This window comes from Marinobacter azerbaijanicus (genome assembly GCF_030250645.1).
GTDB lineage: Bacteria > Pseudomonadota > Gammaproteobacteria > Pseudomonadales > Oleiphilaceae > Marinobacter > Marinobacter azerbaijanicus.
In genome coordinates, this window is the sequence record NZ_JASSVS010000007.1 from 1 (window position 1) to 19291 (window position 19291).

Annotated in this window: 14 protein-coding genes and 3 pseudogenes; 15 read left to right on the top strand and 2 right to left on the bottom strand. The window is 56.5% G+C overall.

Annotation, left to right across the window (positions count from 1 at the left end; all coding sequences use genetic code 11):
• A partial coding sequence (locus tag QPM17_RS14185) for a diguanylate cyclase domain-containing protein (protein ID WP_285391470.1) occupies positions 1-1379 on the top strand: 1379 nt, incomplete at its 5' end.
• 141 nt (positions 1380-1520) lie between these two features.
• On the opposite strand, the gene QPM17_RS14190 is transcribed toward QPM17_RS14185, so the two are convergent.
• On the bottom strand, positions 1521-2147 hold the full coding sequence (locus tag QPM17_RS14190) for a hypothetical protein (RefSeq protein ID WP_285391471.1): 627 nt from the start codon (positions 2145-2147) through the stop codon (positions 1521-1523).
• A 544-nt stretch (positions 2148-2691) separates the two neighbouring features.
• Here QPM17_RS14190 and QPM17_RS14195 point away from each other — a divergent pair.
• From QPM17_RS14195 to QPM17_RS14245, 12 genes and pseudogenes are all read left to right on the top strand, one after another.
• Entirely contained in the window at positions 2692-5100 is a 2409-nt protein-coding gene (locus tag QPM17_RS14195; RefSeq protein WP_285391472.1) for a phosphoketolase family protein, read from the top strand.
• A gap of 94 nt (positions 5101-5194) precedes the next feature.
• Positions 5195-5443 (top strand): hypothetical protein, encoded by a 249-nt coding sequence (locus tag QPM17_RS14200; RefSeq protein WP_285391474.1) that lies wholly within the window; start codon positions 5195-5197, stop codon positions 5441-5443.
• Positions 5440-6402, top strand: coding sequence for an HlyD family secretion protein (locus QPM17_RS14205; RefSeq protein ID WP_285391475.1), 963 nt, complete (start codon positions 5440-5442; stop codon positions 6400-6402). The genes QPM17_RS14200 and QPM17_RS14205 overlap by 4 nt, the downstream gene beginning before the upstream one ends.
• Positions 6403-6408: 6 nt before the next feature.
• Complete coding sequence (locus QPM17_RS14210; RefSeq protein ID WP_285391476.1) at positions 6409-8139, top strand: ATP-binding cassette domain-containing protein; 1731 nt, start codon at positions 6409-6411, stop codon at positions 8137-8139.
• Positions 8136-9230 carry an ABC transporter permease gene (locus QPM17_RS14215; RefSeq protein WP_285391477.1) on the top strand — a complete coding sequence of 365 codons (1095 nt, stop codon included), beginning with the start codon at positions 8136-8138 and terminating at the stop codon, positions 9228-9230. The genes QPM17_RS14210 and QPM17_RS14215 overlap by 4 nt, the downstream gene beginning before the upstream one ends.
• Entirely contained in the window at positions 9230-10333 is a 1104-nt protein-coding gene (locus tag QPM17_RS14220; RefSeq protein WP_285391478.1) for an ABC transporter permease, read from the top strand. The genes QPM17_RS14215 and QPM17_RS14220 overlap by 1 nt, the downstream gene beginning before the upstream one ends.
• Before the next feature lie 165 nt (positions 10334-10498).
• A pseudogene (locus QPM17_RS23795) lies at positions 10499-10783 on the top strand (hypothetical protein); the annotation flags it as partial.
• Positions 10784-10806: 23 nt separating this feature from the next.
• Entirely contained in the window at positions 10807-12159 is a 1353-nt protein-coding gene (locus tag QPM17_RS14225) for an APC family permease (protein ID WP_285391479.1), read from the top strand.
• 29 nt (positions 12160-12188) lie between these two features.
• Positions 12189-12416, top strand: a complete 228-nt coding sequence (locus QPM17_RS14230) for a DUF805 domain-containing protein (protein WP_285391480.1) — start codon at positions 12189-12191, stop codon at positions 12414-12416.
• Positions 12416-14923 carry a heavy metal translocating P-type ATPase gene (locus QPM17_RS14235; protein ID WP_285391481.1) on the top strand — a complete coding sequence of 836 codons (2508 nt, stop codon included), beginning with the start codon at positions 12416-12418 and terminating at the stop codon, positions 14921-14923. The genes QPM17_RS14230 and QPM17_RS14235 overlap by 1 nt, the downstream gene beginning before the upstream one ends.
• 25 nt (positions 14924-14948) lie before the next feature.
• A pseudogene (locus QPM17_RS14240) lies at positions 14949-15362 on the top strand (prolipoprotein diacylglyceryl transferase); the annotation flags it as partial.
• Positions 15363-15521: 159 nt separating this feature from the next.
• A complete protein-coding gene (locus tag QPM17_RS14245) occupies positions 15522-15719 on the top strand; it encodes a hypothetical protein (RefSeq protein WP_285391482.1) in 198 nt (65 codons plus the stop codon).
• A gap of 30 nt (positions 15720-15749) precedes the next feature.
• Here the strand turns inward: QPM17_RS14245 and QPM17_RS14250 are convergent, their stop codons facing one another.
• Positions 15750-16796 carry an SAM-dependent methyltransferase gene (locus QPM17_RS14250; RefSeq protein WP_285391483.1) on the bottom strand — a complete coding sequence of 349 codons (1047 nt, stop codon included), beginning with the start codon at positions 16794-16796 and terminating at the stop codon, positions 15750-15752.
• Between the two features lie 483 nt (positions 16797-17279).
• Between QPM17_RS14250 and QPM17_RS14255 the strand changes: the two genes are divergently transcribed.
• Positions 17280-18725, top strand: a complete 1446-nt coding sequence (locus QPM17_RS14255; protein WP_285391484.1) for a YfcC family protein — start codon at positions 17280-17282, stop codon at positions 18723-18725.
• An 86-nt stretch (positions 18726-18811) separates the two neighbouring features.
• Positions 18812-19192: pseudogene (locus tag QPM17_RS14260) on the top strand (cation transporting ATPase C-terminal domain-containing protein); the annotation flags it as partial.
• Positions 19193-19291: the final 99 nt, after the last annotated feature.

Sequence of the window (19291 nt, forward strand, 5' to 3'; positions counted from 1 at the left end):
CAACGCCATCGATGAGCTATTGCCCCACAACTGGAAGCCGGCTATACCTGACAAGGTGTGATGGGCGGACGCTTACGCTCATTGGTGACGATGAGCCGCGGTTGCTTAACAGTTTATGCTCGATATTGCGTGACAAGGGGTTCGAGGTCGACGGGGCCGAGGATGGCGACGCCGTCTGCCAGCGATTACGAGAGAATGCCTATGATCTGGTTTTGTTGGATATCCGCATGCCTGGGAAGAGCGGTTTAGAGATCATGGCCTGGTTGAAAGAAACGGGTGTTGACGCTCCGGTCATCATTATCAGCGGGCGTTCCGATTATCGCATCGTCAGGCAAGCATTCAAGCTGGGTGCCTGCGATTATCTAAGAAAGCCCTACGATGTAGATGAATTAATTCGGGCTGTCGGCGGCAAGGTTTTGGAACGAAGGCAGGCCCGCTCTCAGGCGACTACGGGTTGGTCTAACTCGCTAACGGTCGAGTTTTTTAAGCACACACTTGATCATCTTCCGGATCTGGTTTTTTCACTGGATGACCGCAAGTGCATCAACTATCTCAATCATCACTCCGAGAGTCTCTTGGGATTACCGACGGAGGAGCTGATTGGCCAACCGTTTTCTCAGCTCGTTCATGAGGGTGACATCGCTAAGCTTCCACTGTTATTTGGTAAGAACGAGGTGGGAGAGCCAGTAACCCAAGAGATCAAGCTTAAAACTTACCATGGAGGGATCGGTTACCTGGATTGTGACATTAAAGTTGTCTCTCCGCGTGAGGCGAACACCACGCTAACTTATGCAAAGCCCCCTCCAGCGAGACCTCCTTTTTTGGGCATTGTGCGGGACATCACGGAGCACAAACGGACACTGGCATTGATGGAGTTTCATGCTTCTCACGACACACTGACCGGGCTGCCGAATAGGCGCCTGTTTATGGACCGACTTACCTTGGCTGTCAGTCAGGCGAGCCGAAATGGGCAGAAGCTTGCCGTGCTTTTTATCGACCTGAACGATTTCAAAGCGGTAAACGATACCTACGGGCATGGGGTTGGCGATGAGCTGTTGCAAAAAGTCGCCGCCGGTCTGACACATTCTCTGCGAGAGGGGGATACCCTTGCCCGCTATGGTGGCGATGAATTTACCGTCCTGTTGCCCTCGCTTGACGAAAAAAAGGATGCCGCAACGGTCGCACGCAAACTTCTGAACTCGCTCGAAACCCCTTTTCCGTTTGAGGGCACCGACCTTCGTGTCTCTATCGGAACCAGCATCGGGATTGCAATGTACCCTGTAGACGGGGCGGGGGCGGAAACACTGGTAGAGCGGGCAGACATGGCCATGTATGCCGTGAAACAGAGGAAAAAGAACGACTTTTATTTTTACAGCTAAGCATGATGGACAACAAAAGACCGGACAACACGTCGCCCTAAACCCGTCATCCAAACCACTCGGGCTCACCCAATGAAAAACACCTGAGACTTGAGCGACAATAGCCTTGCAGTAGGCTTTAAAACATAGTCTCGAGGAATTTCAAGAAACTCTGTTCACCTCGTCGGAATTGTTGCCAGCGCTCAAGCGATCCAACAGCTCATTCTTCACGCTCAGCTCGGTTTCAAGCTGCTGCACCTTCGCTTTCAACTGGTCGTTCACGCGCTGCTGCTTTTCAAAGGCAGCCTTTCGTTGGCGTAACGCCACGACTTGCTGCTCTAGCCGCCGCTGATCCTGCTCGCGCTGCTCAATCCACCCACTGTACATCCAGCGCAGGGCGTAAAGTGATAAGGGTGGAATCAGCGACCACTGCAATAACGGAGCCGCTCCGGTTCCAGTGATTGGTAGCACCGGCATTGATTCACTGTATTGCCAGCGGTCACCTGTGCCGGTAGCCCAAGCCTCGAAAAGCACGGTTATCAGTAAGCCGGCTGCCAGAAAGGTCCCCAAAGTACGGCCCCGCCAGGGGCCCTGTATCCAGAAGCCATCTTTCGTTACTAAAGCAGCAGCGCCATAAGCCAAAAGCGCAATATTAGCATCGCCCACGGTAGCCCGGGTGCATAGCCAAACTACGTCTCCATGAGACGCCTCAGCCATCCCTATAAATAAAGGCACCTGGATCATTTCCCAGAAAAAGTGCAAAAAAAAGCTGACGGACCAGATCATCATAGCGAGAACCCAACCCCTGCACAGCAAGCGACTTGAATGCATTATGGAGCCCCCTGTTATTTTCCGGTCAGTCAGACTTTCCGGCCTCAGTAATCTTTATGTTCGCGGAATACGCTTTGCTGCCCGTTGTTGGCACGGAAGGCAATCACCTGGCAATCGTTCTTGCGACCGGTCCCCGTACGGGGCTGCCTTGCCATTAGAAGCCAAAGGGACTAATGACTCGGAGGATTCGTTGACCTATACCCTGGTTTAAATGCTTTTTGAACCCAGGAAGGACGGCAAGCAGAGCATCGACCTTGATCATGTTGGTCATTATGAACCCTTTGAACAAGTCGTACGTCAAGCGACGGCATTGTTATTTTTTGTTGGGTGATTGCGGGTTTGATTGAAATCAACGTGCGGTCCGATCCGCTCCAATAATTCAGCTTGAATTCAGCTTGAATTCAGGTGGCTGTGCTTTGCTTTGCTGGCGTGCTCCTATGCTATCCGGGTGCGGCCCTGATCTGGAGCACAACCAGGCTGGATTTTTGTGGAGGATCTGATCTTGAAACAGTCGGTGCAAGCGGAAAAAAGCAGTGTCGAACCGGCCCCGTTGGCGCCGGACGAACTCCACAGAATGGACGCCTACTGGCGGGCCGCCAACTACCTGTCGGTGGGGCAGATTTACCTGCGCGGCAACCCGCTGCTCACCGAACCGCTGACTCTGGAGCACGTCAAGGCGCGACTGCTGGGGCACTGGGGAACCACCCCGGGGCTGAACTTCATCTACGTACACCTGAACCGGCTGATCCGGGCGCAGGATCTGAACATCCTATACATCACCGGCCCCGGACATGGAGGGCCGGGCCTGGTTGCCAATACCTGGCTGGAAGGCAGCTACAGCGAGCTTTATCCGAACATTCCGCAGAACGTAGCGGGCATGCAGCGGTTGTTCAGGCAGTTCTCGTTTCCCGGTGGCATACCAAGCCACGTGGCGCCGGAAACCCCGGGCTCCATCCACGAAGGGGGCGAGCTCGGTTACTCCCTGTCCCATGCCTTCGGCGCGGTATTCGACAATCCGGAGCTCATCGCGGCGTGTGTGGTCGGTGACGGCGAGGCCGAAACCGGCCCGCTGGCCACCGCCTGGCACTCCAACAAGTTTCTCAATCCTGCCCAGGACGGCGCGGTACTGCCGATTCTGCACCTGAACGGCTACAAGATCGCCAACCCTACCGTGCTGGCGCGTATTCCCCGTGAGGAGCTGGAGAGTCTGTTCATCGGCTACGGCTACCGGCCCTATTTCGTCGAGGGCGATGAGCCCTCGCGGGTGCACCAGCGTATGGCGGCGACCCTGGATACGGTCATGGCCGAGATCCGCGCAATCCAGCACGAAGCCCGCACCAGGGGCACCGTCGGGCGCCCGCGATGGCCAATGATTATCCTGCGCACCCCAAAGGGCTGGACCGGCCCGAAAGAAGTGGATGGCCTGAAGAGTGAGGGGACCTGGCGCTCGCACCAGGTACCTTTCTCAGCGATGGCAGGCAAGCCGGAGCACCTGAAACTGCTTGAAGACTGGATGAAAAGCTACCGCCCTGAAGAACTGTTCGACCCGAACGGGGCCCTGAAACCGGAGCTGGCAGCCCTGGCGCCGAAAGGTGAACGGCGCATGGGCGCCAACCCGCACGCCAACGGCGGGCTGCTGCTCAGGGATCTGCAACTGCCCGACTTTCGCGAATTTGCCGTTGCAGTCACCAGCCCAGGCACGGAACAGGCGGAATCGACCCGGGTAATGGGCACTTACCTGCGCGACGTCATGCAGCTGAATAAAGAGACGCGGAACTTCCGCGTGATGGGGCCGGATGAGACCAACTCCAACCGCCTTGGCGCCCTGTTCGAGGTGACCAACCGCGCCTGGATGGCCGAGACCCTGCCGGGAGACGACCACCTGGCGCCCGACGGCCGGGTCATGGAGATCCTCTCCGAGCACACCTGCCAGGGCTGGCTGGAAGGGTATCTGCTGACCGGCAGGCACGGGCTGTTTTCCTGCTACGAGGCCTTTATTCACATCATCGATTCCATGTTCAACCAGCATGCCAAATGGCTCAAGGTTGCCGGCAGCGAGGTCCCCTGGCGTCGCCCCATCGCCTCACTCAACTACCTACTGACGTCCCATGTCTGGCGGCAGGACCACAACGGCTTCTCACACCAGGATCCCGGCTTTATTGACCATGTGGTGAACAAGAAAGCCGACGTTATTCGCGTCTACCTGCCGCCTGATGCCAACACCCTGCTGTGTGTAACCGACAACTGCCTGCGTTCGCGCAACTTCGTGAATGTGATCGTGGCCGGCAAGCAGCCCGAGCCACAGTGGCTCGGCATGGACGCGGCCATCAAGCACTGTACCGCGGGTATTGGCATCTGGGAGTGGGCCAGCAACGATGAGGGCAGCGAGCCGGATGTGGTCATGGCCTGTGCCGGCGACGTGCCCACCCTGGAGATTCTGGCGGCGGTGGATATCCTCCGCCACCACCTACCCAAGCTCAGAGTGAGAGTGATCAATGTGGTGGATCTCATGACCCTGCAGGACCAGGCGGAACACCCGCACGGGCTGTCGCACAAGGACTTCGACACCCTGTTCACCACCGACAAACCGATCATCTTTGCCTACCACGGGTATCCCTGGCTGATCCACCGCCTGACCTACCGGCGCACCAACCATAAGAATCTCCATGTGCGTGGCTATAAGGAGGAGGGCACCACCACCACACCCTTTGACATGGTGGTACTCAACGACATGGACCGCTTCCATCTGGCGGCGGACGTTATCGACCGGGTTCCGCAATTGGGGGCTCGGGCTGCCTATCTCAAACAGTGGCTGCGGGACCGGCTCATTGAACACCAGCATTACATCACCGAGCACGGCGTGGATATGCCGGAAGTAACGCAATGGCAATGGGGGACACCGGCCGGCTGAGGACGTCTTCATGGCACGTCAGATTGGTCGGATGGACGATCTCTGAGAGTTGTTGATCCGGCAAACAGTTGTCAGTTTTACGCAGCGAGGGATTATGGGTTCAGCCAAGCAACTAAAAGCCTTCCTGATCGGCATTGATACTCCGGTCAACGACGTCGGTGTGTTTGCACGATCGTTGTCGCGCCATATCGGCCTGAATGAGAGGTCTCGCAACAATTTTAATCCCTCTGGTGGTTTAGTGCTAGAGTGGATGAGTTCTTCGGCCGGAGTGGCTGGAGTGTGGGGCATTGACTCAGGCGCTGGTGCCAACCCGAACAATAATGTCATAAGGAGTGTTTGGTGAAATCCCAATCCTGGCTCTGGTCTCTGATAGCGGTGTTGGTGCTCGCCGGCGGCTCTTATGGGGTTTTTGTTCTGTTCGGGGAAGAGCCCTTACCCCAGGGAATCGTCTATGGCAATGGCCATATCGAGGGGCGGGAAGTGCGAATTGCGGCCGAAGTGGCCGGTCGGGTCATCGAGCACCATCTCACGGAAGGCAGCAGGGTTTCGGTCGGCGACACGGTCGCCGTGATCGACCCCGCCGATGCCAGAGACCGCCTGCGCTCGGCACAGGCTGAGCTGGCCGCCGCGCGGGAAGTCCGTGACGGCTTCGACAGCCAAATCACCACCTGGCGTCATCATCTCAAGACTGCTGAGAAACAACGGCAGCGGATCCGTGACTTGCGGTCCCGCAACCTGGCCAGCTCGATTGACCTGGACCAGGCGGAAAATGCCGTCAGTGAGGCCCGGGGCCGACTTGAGTCTCTCCAGCGGCAGAAGGATGCCGCCGAAGAACAGGTGGCTGCAAGGGCGGCGCAGGTGGCGCTGGCTGAATCGCAACTGGAAAAAGCGGAGGTTGCCGCGCCGCTCTCGGGAACCATACTGATCCGGGCAGTGGAGACGGGAGAGGTTGTCGATGCCGGCCAGCCGCTGGCCACGATGGTGGACCTGCAGCAGCTCGAACTCAAGGTCTATGTCCCCGGCGGCATCATCACCCGGATCAGTCTCGGGGACCCGGCCAGAATCCGCGTGGACGGTTTGTCCGGGGACTTTTCCGCCAAAGTCGGCAGGATTGACGATTTCGCCCAGTTCACCCCCCGTGATGTCCACATGCCCGACGAGAGAGTTCGGATGGTCTATGGGGTTACCTTGGTGCTGGATAATCCGGCCGACGCTCTGAAACCCGGTATGCCGGCGGATGCCTGGATTCGCTGGGATCCGGACGCCGAGTGGCCCGCGACCCTCTCGGTTCCGGCGCGCTGAGCCGTCATGTCTTCCCCGGAACCCATCGTCGCCAAGGGCCTTGGCCGCCAATTCGGAGACAATGTTGTCATCGAGCCACTGGATGTTTCCGTTGATCGCGGCCAACGAGTGGGCATTGTCGGTGCTGATGGCGCTGGCAAGACGACGCTGTTACAGATGTTGGCCGGCATCCTGGACCCCACTGTGGGGGAATGCCGGGTCCTGGGTTTCGATACCCGTCAAGGGGCCAAGCAGATTGCTGCCCGGATTGGCTATATGTCTCAGGGATTTACGCTTTACGATCGACTCAGCGTCAAGGAAAACCTGAGCTTTGCCGCTCGCATCCGGGATGTGCCCGACGAACTCTATCGCGAGCGTTCAGAAAGGTTGCTATCCATGTCGGGGCTTGGCCGCTTTACCGACAGGCCCGCCGCCAAGCTGTCCGGTGGCATGCGGAAAAAGTTGTCGCTATGTACCAATCTGGTCCATGAACCGGAGCTGCTGATCCTTGACGAACCCGGACTCGGCGTCGACCCTCTGTCCCGGCGCCATCTCTGGGCCATGCTCGACCGCTTCCGGGCGCAGGGCCTGACCATGGTTGTGGCCACCTCCTACATGGATGAGGCGGAACTCTGTGACAGAATACTGCTGCTGGAACAGGGCCGCGTTCTCGCGGATGGCTCGCTGAAAGAGCTGCTGAGGCCCGCCGCGGGAAGGGTGTTCACCGTAAATACTGGAGATACCGGGCGGGGCTTGCGGGAGTTGTCCGGCATCCTGGCTCAAATTGAAAGCGTCCATTCCGTACAGTGGTTGCCGGATCACCTGCGACTGGTGATGAACGCGGACATCGCTGAAAACCAGCTTGCCGACTTATTGCCTGAGGGAGCCCACCTGGCGGCGGCCGAGCCCCGGCTCGAGGACCTGTTTGTTCTGCGGACGGAGAAGGTGACCGGCGAGCAGCAGTTTCCGGAATTGACCCGGCAAGACAGGGGAAAAGAGGAAGGGCTGGTGGTCACCGGTCTGAGCGTCCGCTTCGGCCATTTCAAGGCCGTTGACCGGGTGAGTTTCGAGGCGCCATCGGGCGAACTGCTTGCGTTGCTGGGGCCCAACGGGGCGGGCAAGACGACCCTGATCAGGGCCTTGTGCGGGCTTGTTGCCATCGATGAGGGCAGCGCCCGAGTGGCCGGGGTGAGCTCTGGTGGGGGTAGCACCGCATTGCGCCGGCAAATTGGTTATATGTCACAACGATTTTCGCTCTACCTGGAACTGACCCCCTGGGAAAATCTCCGCTTCTTTGCCAATGCCTACGGCCTGGCCGGAGGCGCGGCGCGGGCTGCGATCGACTGGGCCAGGGAAGTGACGGGGCTGACAGATATTCCCGACAAGCTCACCGGTGATCTTTCAAGTGCCTTGCGCCAGCGTCTGGCGCTGGCCTGCAGCCTGCTTCACCGGCCCCGGGTGCTGTTCCTTGATGAGCCCACCTCGGGTGTCGATCCCATCGCCCGGTACCGTTTCTGGCGGGTTATCCGTGAGCTGGCCGCCAGTGGTATGACCGTGCTGGTCACTACCCATTACCTGGAGGAAGCGGCCTACTGTGACCGTCTGGCGTTAATGCTGGACGGGCGGCTGCTCGCGCACGGTAGCAGATCATCGCTGAATCATTCGCTCGGCCTCGACGCCGACGCCACGGTGGAGACGCTCTTCACGGCGGCCATAGAACAGGCGGGAACGGCCAACTCCCGGGCGCTGGGACCATGAAGGCTCATCGGCTTGGAGCCCTCATCGTCAAGGAAAGTCGCGAGCTGATTCGTGACCCGGTTACCGTTGCGCTGGCCGTGATCATGCCGCTGATCATGCTTTTTCTGTTCGGCTATGCGGTCAATCTGGATGTGGAGCAGGTTGCCGTGGGCATTTACGATCTGGACAACACGCCGGCAAGCCGCGAACTGTCAGCCCGTTTCGACAGCTCGCGGTATTTTCAATTAGAGCAGAAAACGACCGATCTCCACGACCTGGAGTCGGCATTGCAAAGCTCGACCATCAGCATGGGCGTGGTGATTCCAGCCGGCTTTGCCCGGCAACTGCTCAGGGGCGACGAGGCGCCTGTCCAGGTGATCGTGGACGGTGGCTATCCTGTTTTGGGTCGATTGGCATCGGCCTATGCCGAGGCGGTAATCACAAATTTCCCCGCCCCGCGTCAGAGCGCCATTCGGGTCCAGGCCAGGGTCTGGTTCAATCCCTCCCTGCGCAGCGTCAATTTCGTCATTCCCGGATTGTTCGCTGTGATACTGATGGCGTTCCCACCCCTGCTGACCGCTCTGGCGATCGTGCGTGAGAAAGAGACCGGTACGATTGAGCAGATCTATGCATCGCCGGTCACCTCAACCGAGTTTGTTGTCGGCAAGCTGGTGCCCTACGGTCTGGTGGCTTTCCTGGAGATTCTTATGGTCATGGTAGTAGGGTTTGCCTGGTTTCAGGTCCCTATTGCCGGCAGTCCGACACTATTGCTGATGTCCGCTTTCGTTTATGTGCTGACCACGGTGGGTATCGGCCTGCTGGTCTCATCGCTGGTACGTACCCAGTTGGCAGCCATGTTGATAACGCTGATTGTCACCTTGATGCCGTCGTTTTTGTTTTCCGGTTTTCTGTTCCCCTTGTTCACTATGCCTCTTGCCCTGCAACTGTATAGCTGGCTTTTCCCTGCCGGTTATTTTATGGAAATTTCCCGCGGCATAGTGTTGAAATCAGCCGGCCTTGAAGCCGTTCTGCCGAATCTGATGATGTTGATCGTCTATACGGCCATGGTATTTGTTTTCGCCGCCTGGCGAATGAAGCAGAAGGTGGCCTGATGGGAATTGCCTTATTTGGTTTGTTGCGCAAGGAGCTCGTGCAGTTCTTTCGTGACCGGTTGATACTGACCCTGATACTTTGGCTTTACACCATTGAAGTCGTCATTTGTGCCGTTGCGCTCAGTTTTGATGTGAGCCACCTGCCCCTGGCGGTGGTGGACGAGGATCGCAGCGCCTTGAGTCGCTCGTTGATTCAGAAATTTGCGGTGAGCGAAACCTTCGACCTGAAATTTCAGGAAATCCATGTGGCAACCGCCACCGATCGCCTGGAGAAAGGCGATGCCACCGCGGTGTTGGTCATTCCCGCCGGGTTCGAAGGTGCTCTTCTCGCTGGCAAGAGTGCTCAGCTCCAGTGGCTCCAGGACGGTACTAATTCCAACATTGCCGCCAATGCCGTCAATGATGCTCTGCAGATCGTCCAGCGCCAGGAACGCGAAGCGCTCCTTCCGGCCGGGAAGAAGGGAGGCGCAGTACCCCTGATCCGTATCTGGTATAACCCAGACCTGACAACATCGGGTTTTATCGTGTTATCGATGATTGCCCTGGCGGGCATGATGGTGGGCGTTATTCACCCTGCAGCCTCTATTGTCCGGGAAAAGGAGCGCGGCACCATCGAGCAGCTGCTGGTGACGCCCATCTCCACCCTGGAACTGTTCCTGGCCAAGGTCACACCGACACTGATCATGGGTGTACTCTCTATCTTCCCGAGCCTGGTAATTGTCAGAGCTTTCGGTGTGCCCCTTCAAGGCAGCCTGCTTTTATTTCTGGTGCTGACGGCCATCTTTTTGCTCAGTGCGATTTCGTTGGGTGTTCTGATTGCCGCCTACAGCCGGACTCTTCAGCAGGCGCTACTGCTCTCCTTTTTCGGACTTTTCCCGCTGATGTTCCTGTCGGGCAGTTTGACGCCGGTAGAAGCCATGCCACCTTTTCTGCAAGGACTCTCCTTGCTGAGTCCACTGCGTTATTACATGGATATCATCGTCGGTATTTTCCTCAAAGGCGCCGGCCTGGCGGTTCTCTGGGATGAGGCTCTCGCCTTGCTGGTAATCGGTGTGACGCTGTTTATTCTCTCCCTTTGGGTCTTTCGACGCCGGGTACAATGAGATCGGTTGGGTGAGTGCCTGACGTTTGTCGCTACACGGCCAACAGGATACGGCGCATAGGCATCAGGATTACCGTGATTATTCATTTTCATCAGCAACCTGAATCAATGGGATGGACTCCTCCTCACCTCACCGGCATCTACGTGCCAAAATGGTGAGTGATTTGGCGAGAGTCAGTGGGGCGATTTCATCCATGAACTCAACCATCATCCCTGTGTTGATTTTGCCGAGCGCAAACCGAACAACCAGCTGCATGTCGTCTACGATGGAACCCATTGGTCTCTTGACGAGTTACTGGAGCTGATCAAGACCCACGGAGGCGGGTTGCAGGCCGGGTGGTGGACCCAGCGGAAACTGGCGTGGTATCGGTTTACAGACGACAATGTTCGGGCCAACGCAAAACATGATTCGTTTTGCTGTTCCAAAATCCCACCTATGAAGCGTAAATAGAAACGACAATAACCGGAGGTTGAATGAGCAGGGAGCAAGACAGAACCACTCGCTATCAGGAAGGCAGTCTCACCCTGCCAGGAACCGTCATGCTGGGTACCGGCGTCATGATAGGCGCTGGTATTTTTGCGTTGACCGGACAGATGGCACAGATGACGGGCGTTCTGTTCCCCCTGGCGTTTCTGGCGGCCGCCGTGATCGTCAGCTTCAGTGCTTATTCCTACATCAAAATTTCCGATGCGTACCCGTCTGCGGGCGGTATCGGCATGTACTTACACAAGGCCTACGGAAACCGGCTGCCGACCGCATTTAACGCCTTGCTGATGTACTTTTCCATGGTGATCGCCCAGAGTTTTCTGGCCCGCACGTTCGGCTCCTACACCATGCAGCTCTTCGGTGGCGACGAAAGCGGGCGAATGGTGCCCATTCTCGGGGTGTCACTGATCCTGGCAGCGTTTCTCATAAATCTGCTGGGTAACCGGATGATTCAGGGTGTGGCCTCCTTCATCGGGATCCTGAAAATTGGCGGCATACTGATTTTCGGGCTGGTGGGGGTCTGGGTTGCCGACTCCATATCGGTTGACTTCTCGAACCCTGGAGAGGCCGGAACTGTGGGCAACTTCCTTGGCGCAACCGCGCTTGGCATTCTGGCCTTCAAGGGCTTCACCACCATTACCAACAGCGGCTCCGAAGTCATAGACCCTAAACGGAATGTGGGCCGGGCAATCATTATTTCCATCGCAGCCTGTGTGGTGATTTACACACTGGTCGGATTTGCCGTTGCCAGCAATCTGTCGCTGGCTGAAATTATCGAAACGCAAGACTATTCCCTCGCCGCTGCTGCGCGCCCGGCACTGGGTGAATACGCTGTCTGGTTTACGGTTGCCATTGCCATGATGGCGACGGCAGGTGGCATTCTGGCCAGTATTTTCGCGGTATCCCGAATGCTGGCAATGCTTACCGAAATGAAGCTGGTCCCTCATCGGCATTTTGGCATGCCCGGCGACATCCAGAAGCATACCCTGGTATACACCGTTGTCCTGGGACTGATCCTGACAGCATTCTTTGACCTCTCCCGAATTGCCGCGCTGGGCATCGTGTTTTATCTGGTGATGGATGTTGCCATTCATTGGGGTGTATTGCGCTATTTGCGCAAGGACATAAAAGCCAATGCCTGGGTGCCAGCCATAGCCATCATTCTTGATCTGCTCGCGCTGGGTGGTTTTGTCTGGGTCAAGCTCAACACCGATGCCTTCGTGATTGGCGTGGCCGTGGTCACGATGATTGTGATAGCGATTGCAGAGCTGATCTTCCTGAAGAAAACAGCGGGTATCGCGCCCCCCAATACTGAGCAATCTCATGCCCACCACCACTGAAACCAATCGTTAAAATGGAGGCTCATACCATGATGGGAGATAACATGTTCGGGAATACCATGTGGGCAGGGCACTGGCTATGGATGCTGGTACTTGCCATTGTTGTGGTAATTCCGGCTTGGCGCATTTGCCAGCGTACGGGATACCCGGGTTGGATGGGCGTTCTGATACTGATTCCCGTCGTCAATCTCTTCTTACTTTATTTTATTGCGTTCAGTGACTGGCGTATCGACAAAGACGGCGAAGGGAGATCTTGATGGACAGTCCGGAAAAACAGGCACGCTTGGAGCCACGAGAGTTTGAGTTGATCGTGCCGGGAATGGGGTCAGACCACTGCGCCGGTATTATCAACAAAACGATTGGCCGCCTGGATGGAATCGACAAGATAGAGACTAACATTGCCAAACATAAGGTGAGTGTTCGCTCCCTTGCGTCGGGGCCAGACGGGGAAGCCTTAAAACACGCTGTGGAGGGTGCCGGTTACGATGTGGCCTCGGTCAGGGAGGTTGGCGCCACGACTTTCAGGGTGACTGTTCCCGGAATGGGGTCCGATCATTGTGCGGGTATTATCAAGAGTACGCTTGCACGACACGACGGCGTGCAGACGACGTCAACCAACATTGCAAATCACACGGTAAACGTGGTGGTCGGCTCGGATGGGCCGACAGAAAATGAGCTGAAAAAGCTGATAGAGGGCGCCGGATATGATGTTGCTGCCGTGGCTCTTGAGGGAGATGCCAGTCAGGAGGAAGACTCGGCCGTTGAAGAGGCCTATCTGAAGCTTGCCTTACGCAGGTTCTGGATCGCTGCGGTACCGACAACACTGATCATGGTGTTGATGATGTTTCATATGTTCTGGCAGCCCATTCCGGGGTATTTGGCTATTATTGCAGTGCTCGGCTTCCCGGTAGTGTTTCTTTATGGTGGTGCCGCTACCCACAAGGCTTCCTGGCGTTCACTGAAGAATGGCACCTTCAACATGGATGTGCTCATTTCCATGGGCAGCCTTCCCCCCTACCTGATTGGTCTGGTGGGCTTTGTCTATCCGATGACCTCTTTCATCGAAATGGCCGTTACCATCATGACCTTCCATATGCTTGGTCGGTACCTGGAAGCAAAAGCCAAGGGCAAGGCCTCGGAGGCCATCCGGAAATTGCTCACCCTCGGCGCTAAGACCGCCCGCGTGGAAAGGGAAGGGGAGGAAGTCGAAATTCCCGTGAAGGAGCTGGCTCCAGGCGACATCATGGTTGTCCGGCCCGGCGACAAGGTGCCCACTGATGGTGAAGTGGTGGATGGCGAGAGTCATCTGGATGAATCCATAGCCACCGGCGAGTCGGTTCCGGTTTACAAAAGCACGGGAGACACGGTTATTGGGGCCACCATCAACAAGGAAGGTCGCCTGAGAGTCAAGGCTACCCGTGTTGGCGGTGATACCTTCCTGGCCCAGGTGGTGAAACTGATCGACGAGGCTCAGGGCTCCAGGGTGCCAATCCAGGAGTTTGCTGACCGCATGACCGGTCGCTTCGTGCCGCTGGTGCTTGTTATTGCCCTGGGCAGTCTTGTGGTCTGGCTGTTTGCAGGCGATACACTCCGACCAATCCTTGAATGGGGCGCCTCTTTCCTGCCGTGGGTGGACCCGACGGCGGCCACGCCGGTGCTGGCTATCCTGGCGGCTATTGCTGTGCTGGTCATTGCCTGCCCCTGTGCATTGGGGTTGGCGACGCCGACTGCGCTGATGGTGGGTTCGGGCATCGGCGCCGAGCGGGGCATCCTGATTCGCTCCGGAGAGGCCATCCAGACCTTCAAGGACGTCAAGGTAATGGTCCTCGATAAAACGGGCACCATTACCAGAGGTGAGCCGAAGCTTACCGATGTAGTACCCGCTGACGGCGTTTCAGAGACCGAACTGCTGGAGCTTGCCACCGCGGTAGAAAATGCGTCTGAGCATCCCATCGCCCATGCCATTGTGGACGGTGCCCGGGATCGTGGTATCAAACCCGGGAACGTTGTTGATTTCCGCTCCACCGGCGCCAGAGGTGTTTCGGGAAGGGTCGGTGAGAGCACCGTGCTGATTGGTAACCGCCTCCTGCTGGAAGAGCAGGGCGTTAATGGACTGGAAGCCCTGGACAAGAGTCTTTCCGACCTTGAGGATCAGGGCAGAACCGCCGTTATTGTTGCCCGTGACGGCAAGGCCTACGGCATTGTCGCGGTAGCCGACACGCTCAAGGACGAATCGGTGGCCGCCATTCGGGCCATGCACGAGCAAGGACTGTATGTTGTGATGATTACTGGTGACAACGAGCGTGCAGCCAACGCCGTTGCCCGTGAAGTGGGCATCGACGAGGTTCGCGCCGGGGTGCTGCCGGAAGGCAAGGTAGATGCCATTCGGGAACTGCAGGAAAAGTACGGCAATCATGTTGCCATGGTGGGTGATGGTATTAACGACGCCCCGGCACTCAAACAGGCTAACGTAGGCATTGCCATAGGCGCTGGCGCGGATGTGGCCATTGAGGCTGCAGACGTCACCCTGGTTCGTGGGGAACTGTCGGGCGTTGTCGATGCCATGGTATTGTCACGTGCGACCTTCAAAAAAATCGTTGAAAATCTCCTATGGGCCAGTGGATACAACGCTGCGGCTATTCCTATAGCTGCGGCGGGGCTGCTGCACCCGATGATTGGTGTAGTGGCGATGACTGTCAGCTCGCTCTCGGTCATTGGTAATTCAATGTTACTGCGTCGGCGTTACGAGAAGGATCACCGGTAGGCCGGATGAGCCCTCGAAAAACGGCCCGATCGGTTTGGGTGCGGGTCGTCTGGGTAATTTCATAAACCATGAGCTACCGGGACGGGTAACTGATGTACCCTGGGGCAGGGCGTTCCCGCACATGGGGCCAGAGCCACGGCATCCTTCAGCGCTGTACCAATTCGGGCTGGAGGGCGTCGTATTGTTTATCGCATTGTGGTGGTTTACTAGCCAGCCTCGTCGAACTGGGGCCGTGTCCGGATTGTTCCTGTTGCTTTACGGGGTTTTCCGTTTTTCAGTTGAGTTTGTTCGTCTCCCCGATCCGCAGCTGGGGTTCATTGCCTTTGGATGGTTGACTATGGGGCAGTTGTTAACTCCGCCAATGATCATTGGCGGACTTGCCCTGACTGGGTGGTCCAGATTTCAGCCAATTGGCTCGACGAAGGCCTCGACAGCCTGACATCGCCCTAACTGCGAAATTAAACGGGAATCACTGTCTCCGGGTTCGGGGTGTTTTAAAGACGGGCGTTGGTTCCCGAGTGTTTACAGTCTCGGAAATTTGCAGCAATCCATATGAGATCTATGCTTACGGCTGAAGTTAATTAACAAGGAGAAAGTTATGGGTAAAGCTATTAATGGCAAGTTCCAGAGCATGGATCAGGCACGCAATACGCGAGACGACCTTATAGGCAGCGAAATTCCGCAGGATCGGATCTTTATTGATAAAGATGAGCAGATCATCCGGGTGATGTTGCCGGCGGAGGAAGCCAGAGAAGTCTATGAGATCTTCGACCGACACGGCGTCACTTATAACTGAAGGCTCGTTAACACAGGTTCTTCCTGGCCTTCATGCCCCCCGCTTTCGACTTAATTCCACTTGCATGACATTAATACCGCCGGCGCGAAACATGCCGGCGCAACTGGCCAGGTAAAATCGCCACTTGCGCATGAAAATTTCGTTGTACCCCAATGCCCGTATCGCCGATACCTGTTCGTCGACGTTCGCCAGCCATTTTTCCAGTGTAATGGCATAATCCTGCCCGAATTCGAACACATCGTTCACCACCAGGTCGTTATCAGCGGCAACAACCTCAAAACGCTCTCTGGAAGGCAACATGCCACCGGGGAAAATATGCTTCCGCAAAAAGTCGTTGCCGGAGCGATACCGCTCAAATCGCTCCTCGGCAATGGTAATGGTTTGTATCAGTGCTTTGCCGCCGGGTCTCAGATAATCGTGTACATCCTTCATGTAAGTGGGCCAATAGGACTCGCCCACGTGTTCAAACATCCCGATTGATACCACGTAATCAAACGGCCCCGACAGTTCCCGGTAGTCCTGTAAACGCACCTCGGTATTTCCCTCCAGTCCGGCGGACCGGAGTCGTTGGCGGGCACAATCCGCCTGTTCGCTGGACAAGGTTGCCCCGGTTACATGGCACCCGTGTGCAGTTGCCACTTCCATAAAACCGCCCCAGCCACAGCCTATTTCCAGGATGCGGCTTCCGTGACCCGGTGCCAGCCGCTGAAGGATCCGCTCATATTTCGCTTGCTGTGCCTCGTAAAGTGAGAGGTTCGCGTCGCCACCAAACAGGGCGCAGGAGTAAGTCATGCTCTTATCCAACCAGAGCTGATAAAAATCGTTGCCTAAGTCGTAGTGCTCATGGACGTTCTCACGGCTGCGCTTAACCGTATTGGAAAACAACCGATGTTTGCACCAATGCCATACCACGCTGGAGCGTAAAGCGCGGTCAAAAACGACTATATTGGCTGCGGCAAGGCGCATCAGGGCAAGCAAGTCGGGTGTCGACCATTTTCCTGCCATGTAGTCTTCTCCCAATCCTACATCCCCGTGGGTGATCAGACGATCAATGACATCCCACTTCAGTATTGTCATTTCTGCATGTATACCGTCTTGCTTGCCTTCATGGCGCGTCTTTTCTCCATCTGGCCATGTAAGCAATAACGAACCGAATTGGAGAGATCTCAGCGCCTGTCGAAAAAGATTGAGGTGAATGACGCCTGTTTTCCCCGCGGGCTTTTTCTGACGCTCAAGGTATGTGCTTTCCGAGAAAGATTCTTTGCTCATGCTTTTCTCTCCTCAGAGTGTTCCTTGAAAACATGTTTCCAGTAAATTCAGTAACCGGCAAGTGCGGGCGTCATCAATTTCAGGGCATTATTTTTAATTTGATCGAGATCAAAGCCTGATTCGGTTCGAGTCTGTAATTCAGTTTGAATTCAGGTAGATGTGTTTTTTAGTGGGGGACTATGAACTTGGAGCTTGGGCAAGGGTGGGGTAAGTGACAATAGCACTCTGAGTCCCCGTCTGTTGATTGACATAGCCGAAACATAATTGCTGGCGAGCAAAAGGAAGGCTGATATGACCGAAGAAACCAGATCCACAGACACTGAAGAGCAGGATCTCGCAACGCGATTCCCAACCGCTTACACCATTCTTTTTCTGCTGATCATTCTGGTTGCAGCGCTAACCTGGATTATCCCTGCAGGTCAGTACGAGCGTTCCATGAACGAAGAGGTAGGGCGGGAAGTTGCGGTGCCTGGCACCTACCAAACCGTGGACCCCAATCCCCAGGGCTTCGTTGATGTGATGCTGGCACCTACGGCAGGCTTTTACGACCCTGACAGCTATGTGGCGAATGCCATTGATGTGGCGTTGTTCGTGCTGTTCCTTGGCGGCTTTCTGGGTGTGATGAACGCCACCGGTGCAATCGACACCGGCATCCGCAGCGCCATGCACCGGCTGGAAGGGCGGGAGATATGGATGATCCCGATACTGATGACGCTGTTTGCGCTGGGGGGTACAACCTACGGTATGGCAGAGGAGACCCTGGCTTTCTATGCCATTCTGATTCCGGTCATTATCTCGGCGGGGTATGACGCCGTCACCGGGGTTGCCATCATTCTGGTGGGGGCCGGTATCGGTGTGCTGGGGTCAACGATCAACCCCTTTGCAACGGTCATTGCCTCCAACGCTGCCGATATTCCCTTTACGGACGGCATTGTGCTTCGGTTCGTGCTGCTTGTAGGCGGCCTTCTCATTTGCGCGGCGTACGTTATGCGCTATGCCCACCGAGTCAAGGCGGATCCGTCCCGCTCCGTGGTTGCCAAACAGAGGGATGCGCATCGCAAGCTTTTCCTCAAGGGCCACGATGAGCTGGAAGATTTCGAGCTCACTGGCACCCAGAAAATTGCCCTGATCATATTCACGCTTACCTTCATCGTGATGATCTGGGGTGTTTCCTCCCAGGATTGGTGGATGGCCAGAATGGGGGCGCTCTTCTTTGGTTCGGCAATCGTGATCGGCATCATCGCCCGGCTGGGTGAGAAAAAGCTGACCAGCAGTTTTGTTGACGGTGCACGCGACCTGCTCGGTGTGGCCCTCGTAGTCGGTCTGGCACGGGGCATTGTGGTGATCATGGAGCAGGGCATGATTGCGGACACCATCCTCCACAGCGCGGAGACCACCCTGGGCGGATTGCCGGAATTGGCCTTTATCAACCTGATGTTCTGGATCGAGGTGGGTATGAGCTTCTTCGTGCCGTCTTCATCCGGCCTGGCAGTACTCTCTATGCCGATCCTTGCGCCGCTGGCTGACTTTGCCAACGTGGGGCGTGACCTGGTGGTCACTGCCTTCCAGTCAGCCAACGGCCTGGTCAACCTGATCAACCCGACCTTTGCCGTGGTGGTTGGCGGCTTGGCCATCGGCCGTGTTTCTTACGACCGCTGGCTGGCATTTATCTGGCCCCTGTTATTGATTCTCACTATTTTTATCAGTGTGGTGATCAGTATCGGCGCGTTTCTGTAACCCTTTATTTAACCCCAGGCAAAGGAGCATGCGACATGGCTGAGCACACACTCCTGGATATGTGCGAAGCAGAGTCAACGGTGGATGACGAAACAGCCGCTCTGAAGCGCGCGGATGTGGGCATCGCCATGGGCGTCAAGGGCTCTGAGGCGGCACGGGAAGCGTCCTCGGTGGTCTTGCTGGACAATGACTTTGCCAGCATCGCCGCTGCCGTGCGCTACCTGGACACACCGTCCATCACATTCCGCGGTGTTCTGGGAACACCGGTGGTGCTTGGGGCCGTGGCGGCCGTTGTCTTCCTGCAGTTACTGTTTACCTATCTACCGTGGTTCCAGGGCACCTTTGAAACCAGCGCCCTGTCCCTGGAGATGTTGATTTTCGCCTGTCTTGCCGGGGTAACGGTGCTGGTGATCCTGGAGATTGAAACCCGGATTCGCAGGCGCTGGTGGCCGGTCAGATTGAGCTAGCATGAAGGAGTGACAATAACGGCACATTTGCCAAAGTCGGCGGCAGCAGTATCGTAAGAGTATCTGGCGCGACTTCAATGAAACCTGACTTTTTGCAAG

Bases quoted from the DNA above. Each gene is read 5' to 3' on its own strand.
- QPM17_RS14245 (WP_285391482.1), top strand. From the start codon at position 15,522: ATGGGTAAAGCTATTAATGGCAAGTTCCAGAGCATGGATCAGGCACGC.
- QPM17_RS14225 (WP_285391479.1), top strand. From the start codon at position 10,807: ATGAGCAGGGAGCAAGACAGAACCACTCGCTATCAGGAAGGCAGTCTC.
- QPM17_RS14255 (WP_285391484.1), top strand. From the start codon at position 17,280: ATGACCGAAGAAACCAGATCCACAGACACTGAAGAGCAGGATCTCGCA.
- QPM17_RS14235 (WP_285391481.1), top strand. From the start codon at position 12,416: ATGGACAGTCCGGAAAAACAGGCACGCTTGGAGCCACGAGAGTTTGAG.
- QPM17_RS14215 (WP_285391477.1), top strand. From the start codon at position 8,136: ATGAAGGCTCATCGGCTTGGAGCCCTCATCGTCAAGGAAAGTCGCGAG.
- QPM17_RS14210 (WP_285391476.1), top strand. From the start codon at position 6,409: ATGTCTTCCCCGGAACCCATCGTCGCCAAGGGCCTTGGCCGCCAATTC.
- QPM17_RS14250 (WP_285391483.1), bottom strand. From the start codon at position 16,796: ATGACAATACTGAAGTGGGATGTCATTGATCGTCTGATCACCCACGGG.
- QPM17_RS14220 (WP_285391478.1), top strand. From the start codon at position 9,230: ATGGGAATTGCCTTATTTGGTTTGTTGCGCAAGGAGCTCGTGCAGTTC.
- QPM17_RS14190 (WP_285391471.1), bottom strand. From the start codon at position 2,147: ATGATGATCTGGTCCGTCAGCTTTTTTTTGCACTTTTTCTGGGAAATG.
- QPM17_RS14200 (WP_285391474.1), top strand. From the start codon at position 5,195: ATGGGTTCAGCCAAGCAACTAAAAGCCTTCCTGATCGGCATTGATACT.
- QPM17_RS14230 (WP_285391480.1), top strand. From the start codon at position 12,189: ATGATGGGAGATAACATGTTCGGGAATACCATGTGGGCAGGGCACTGG.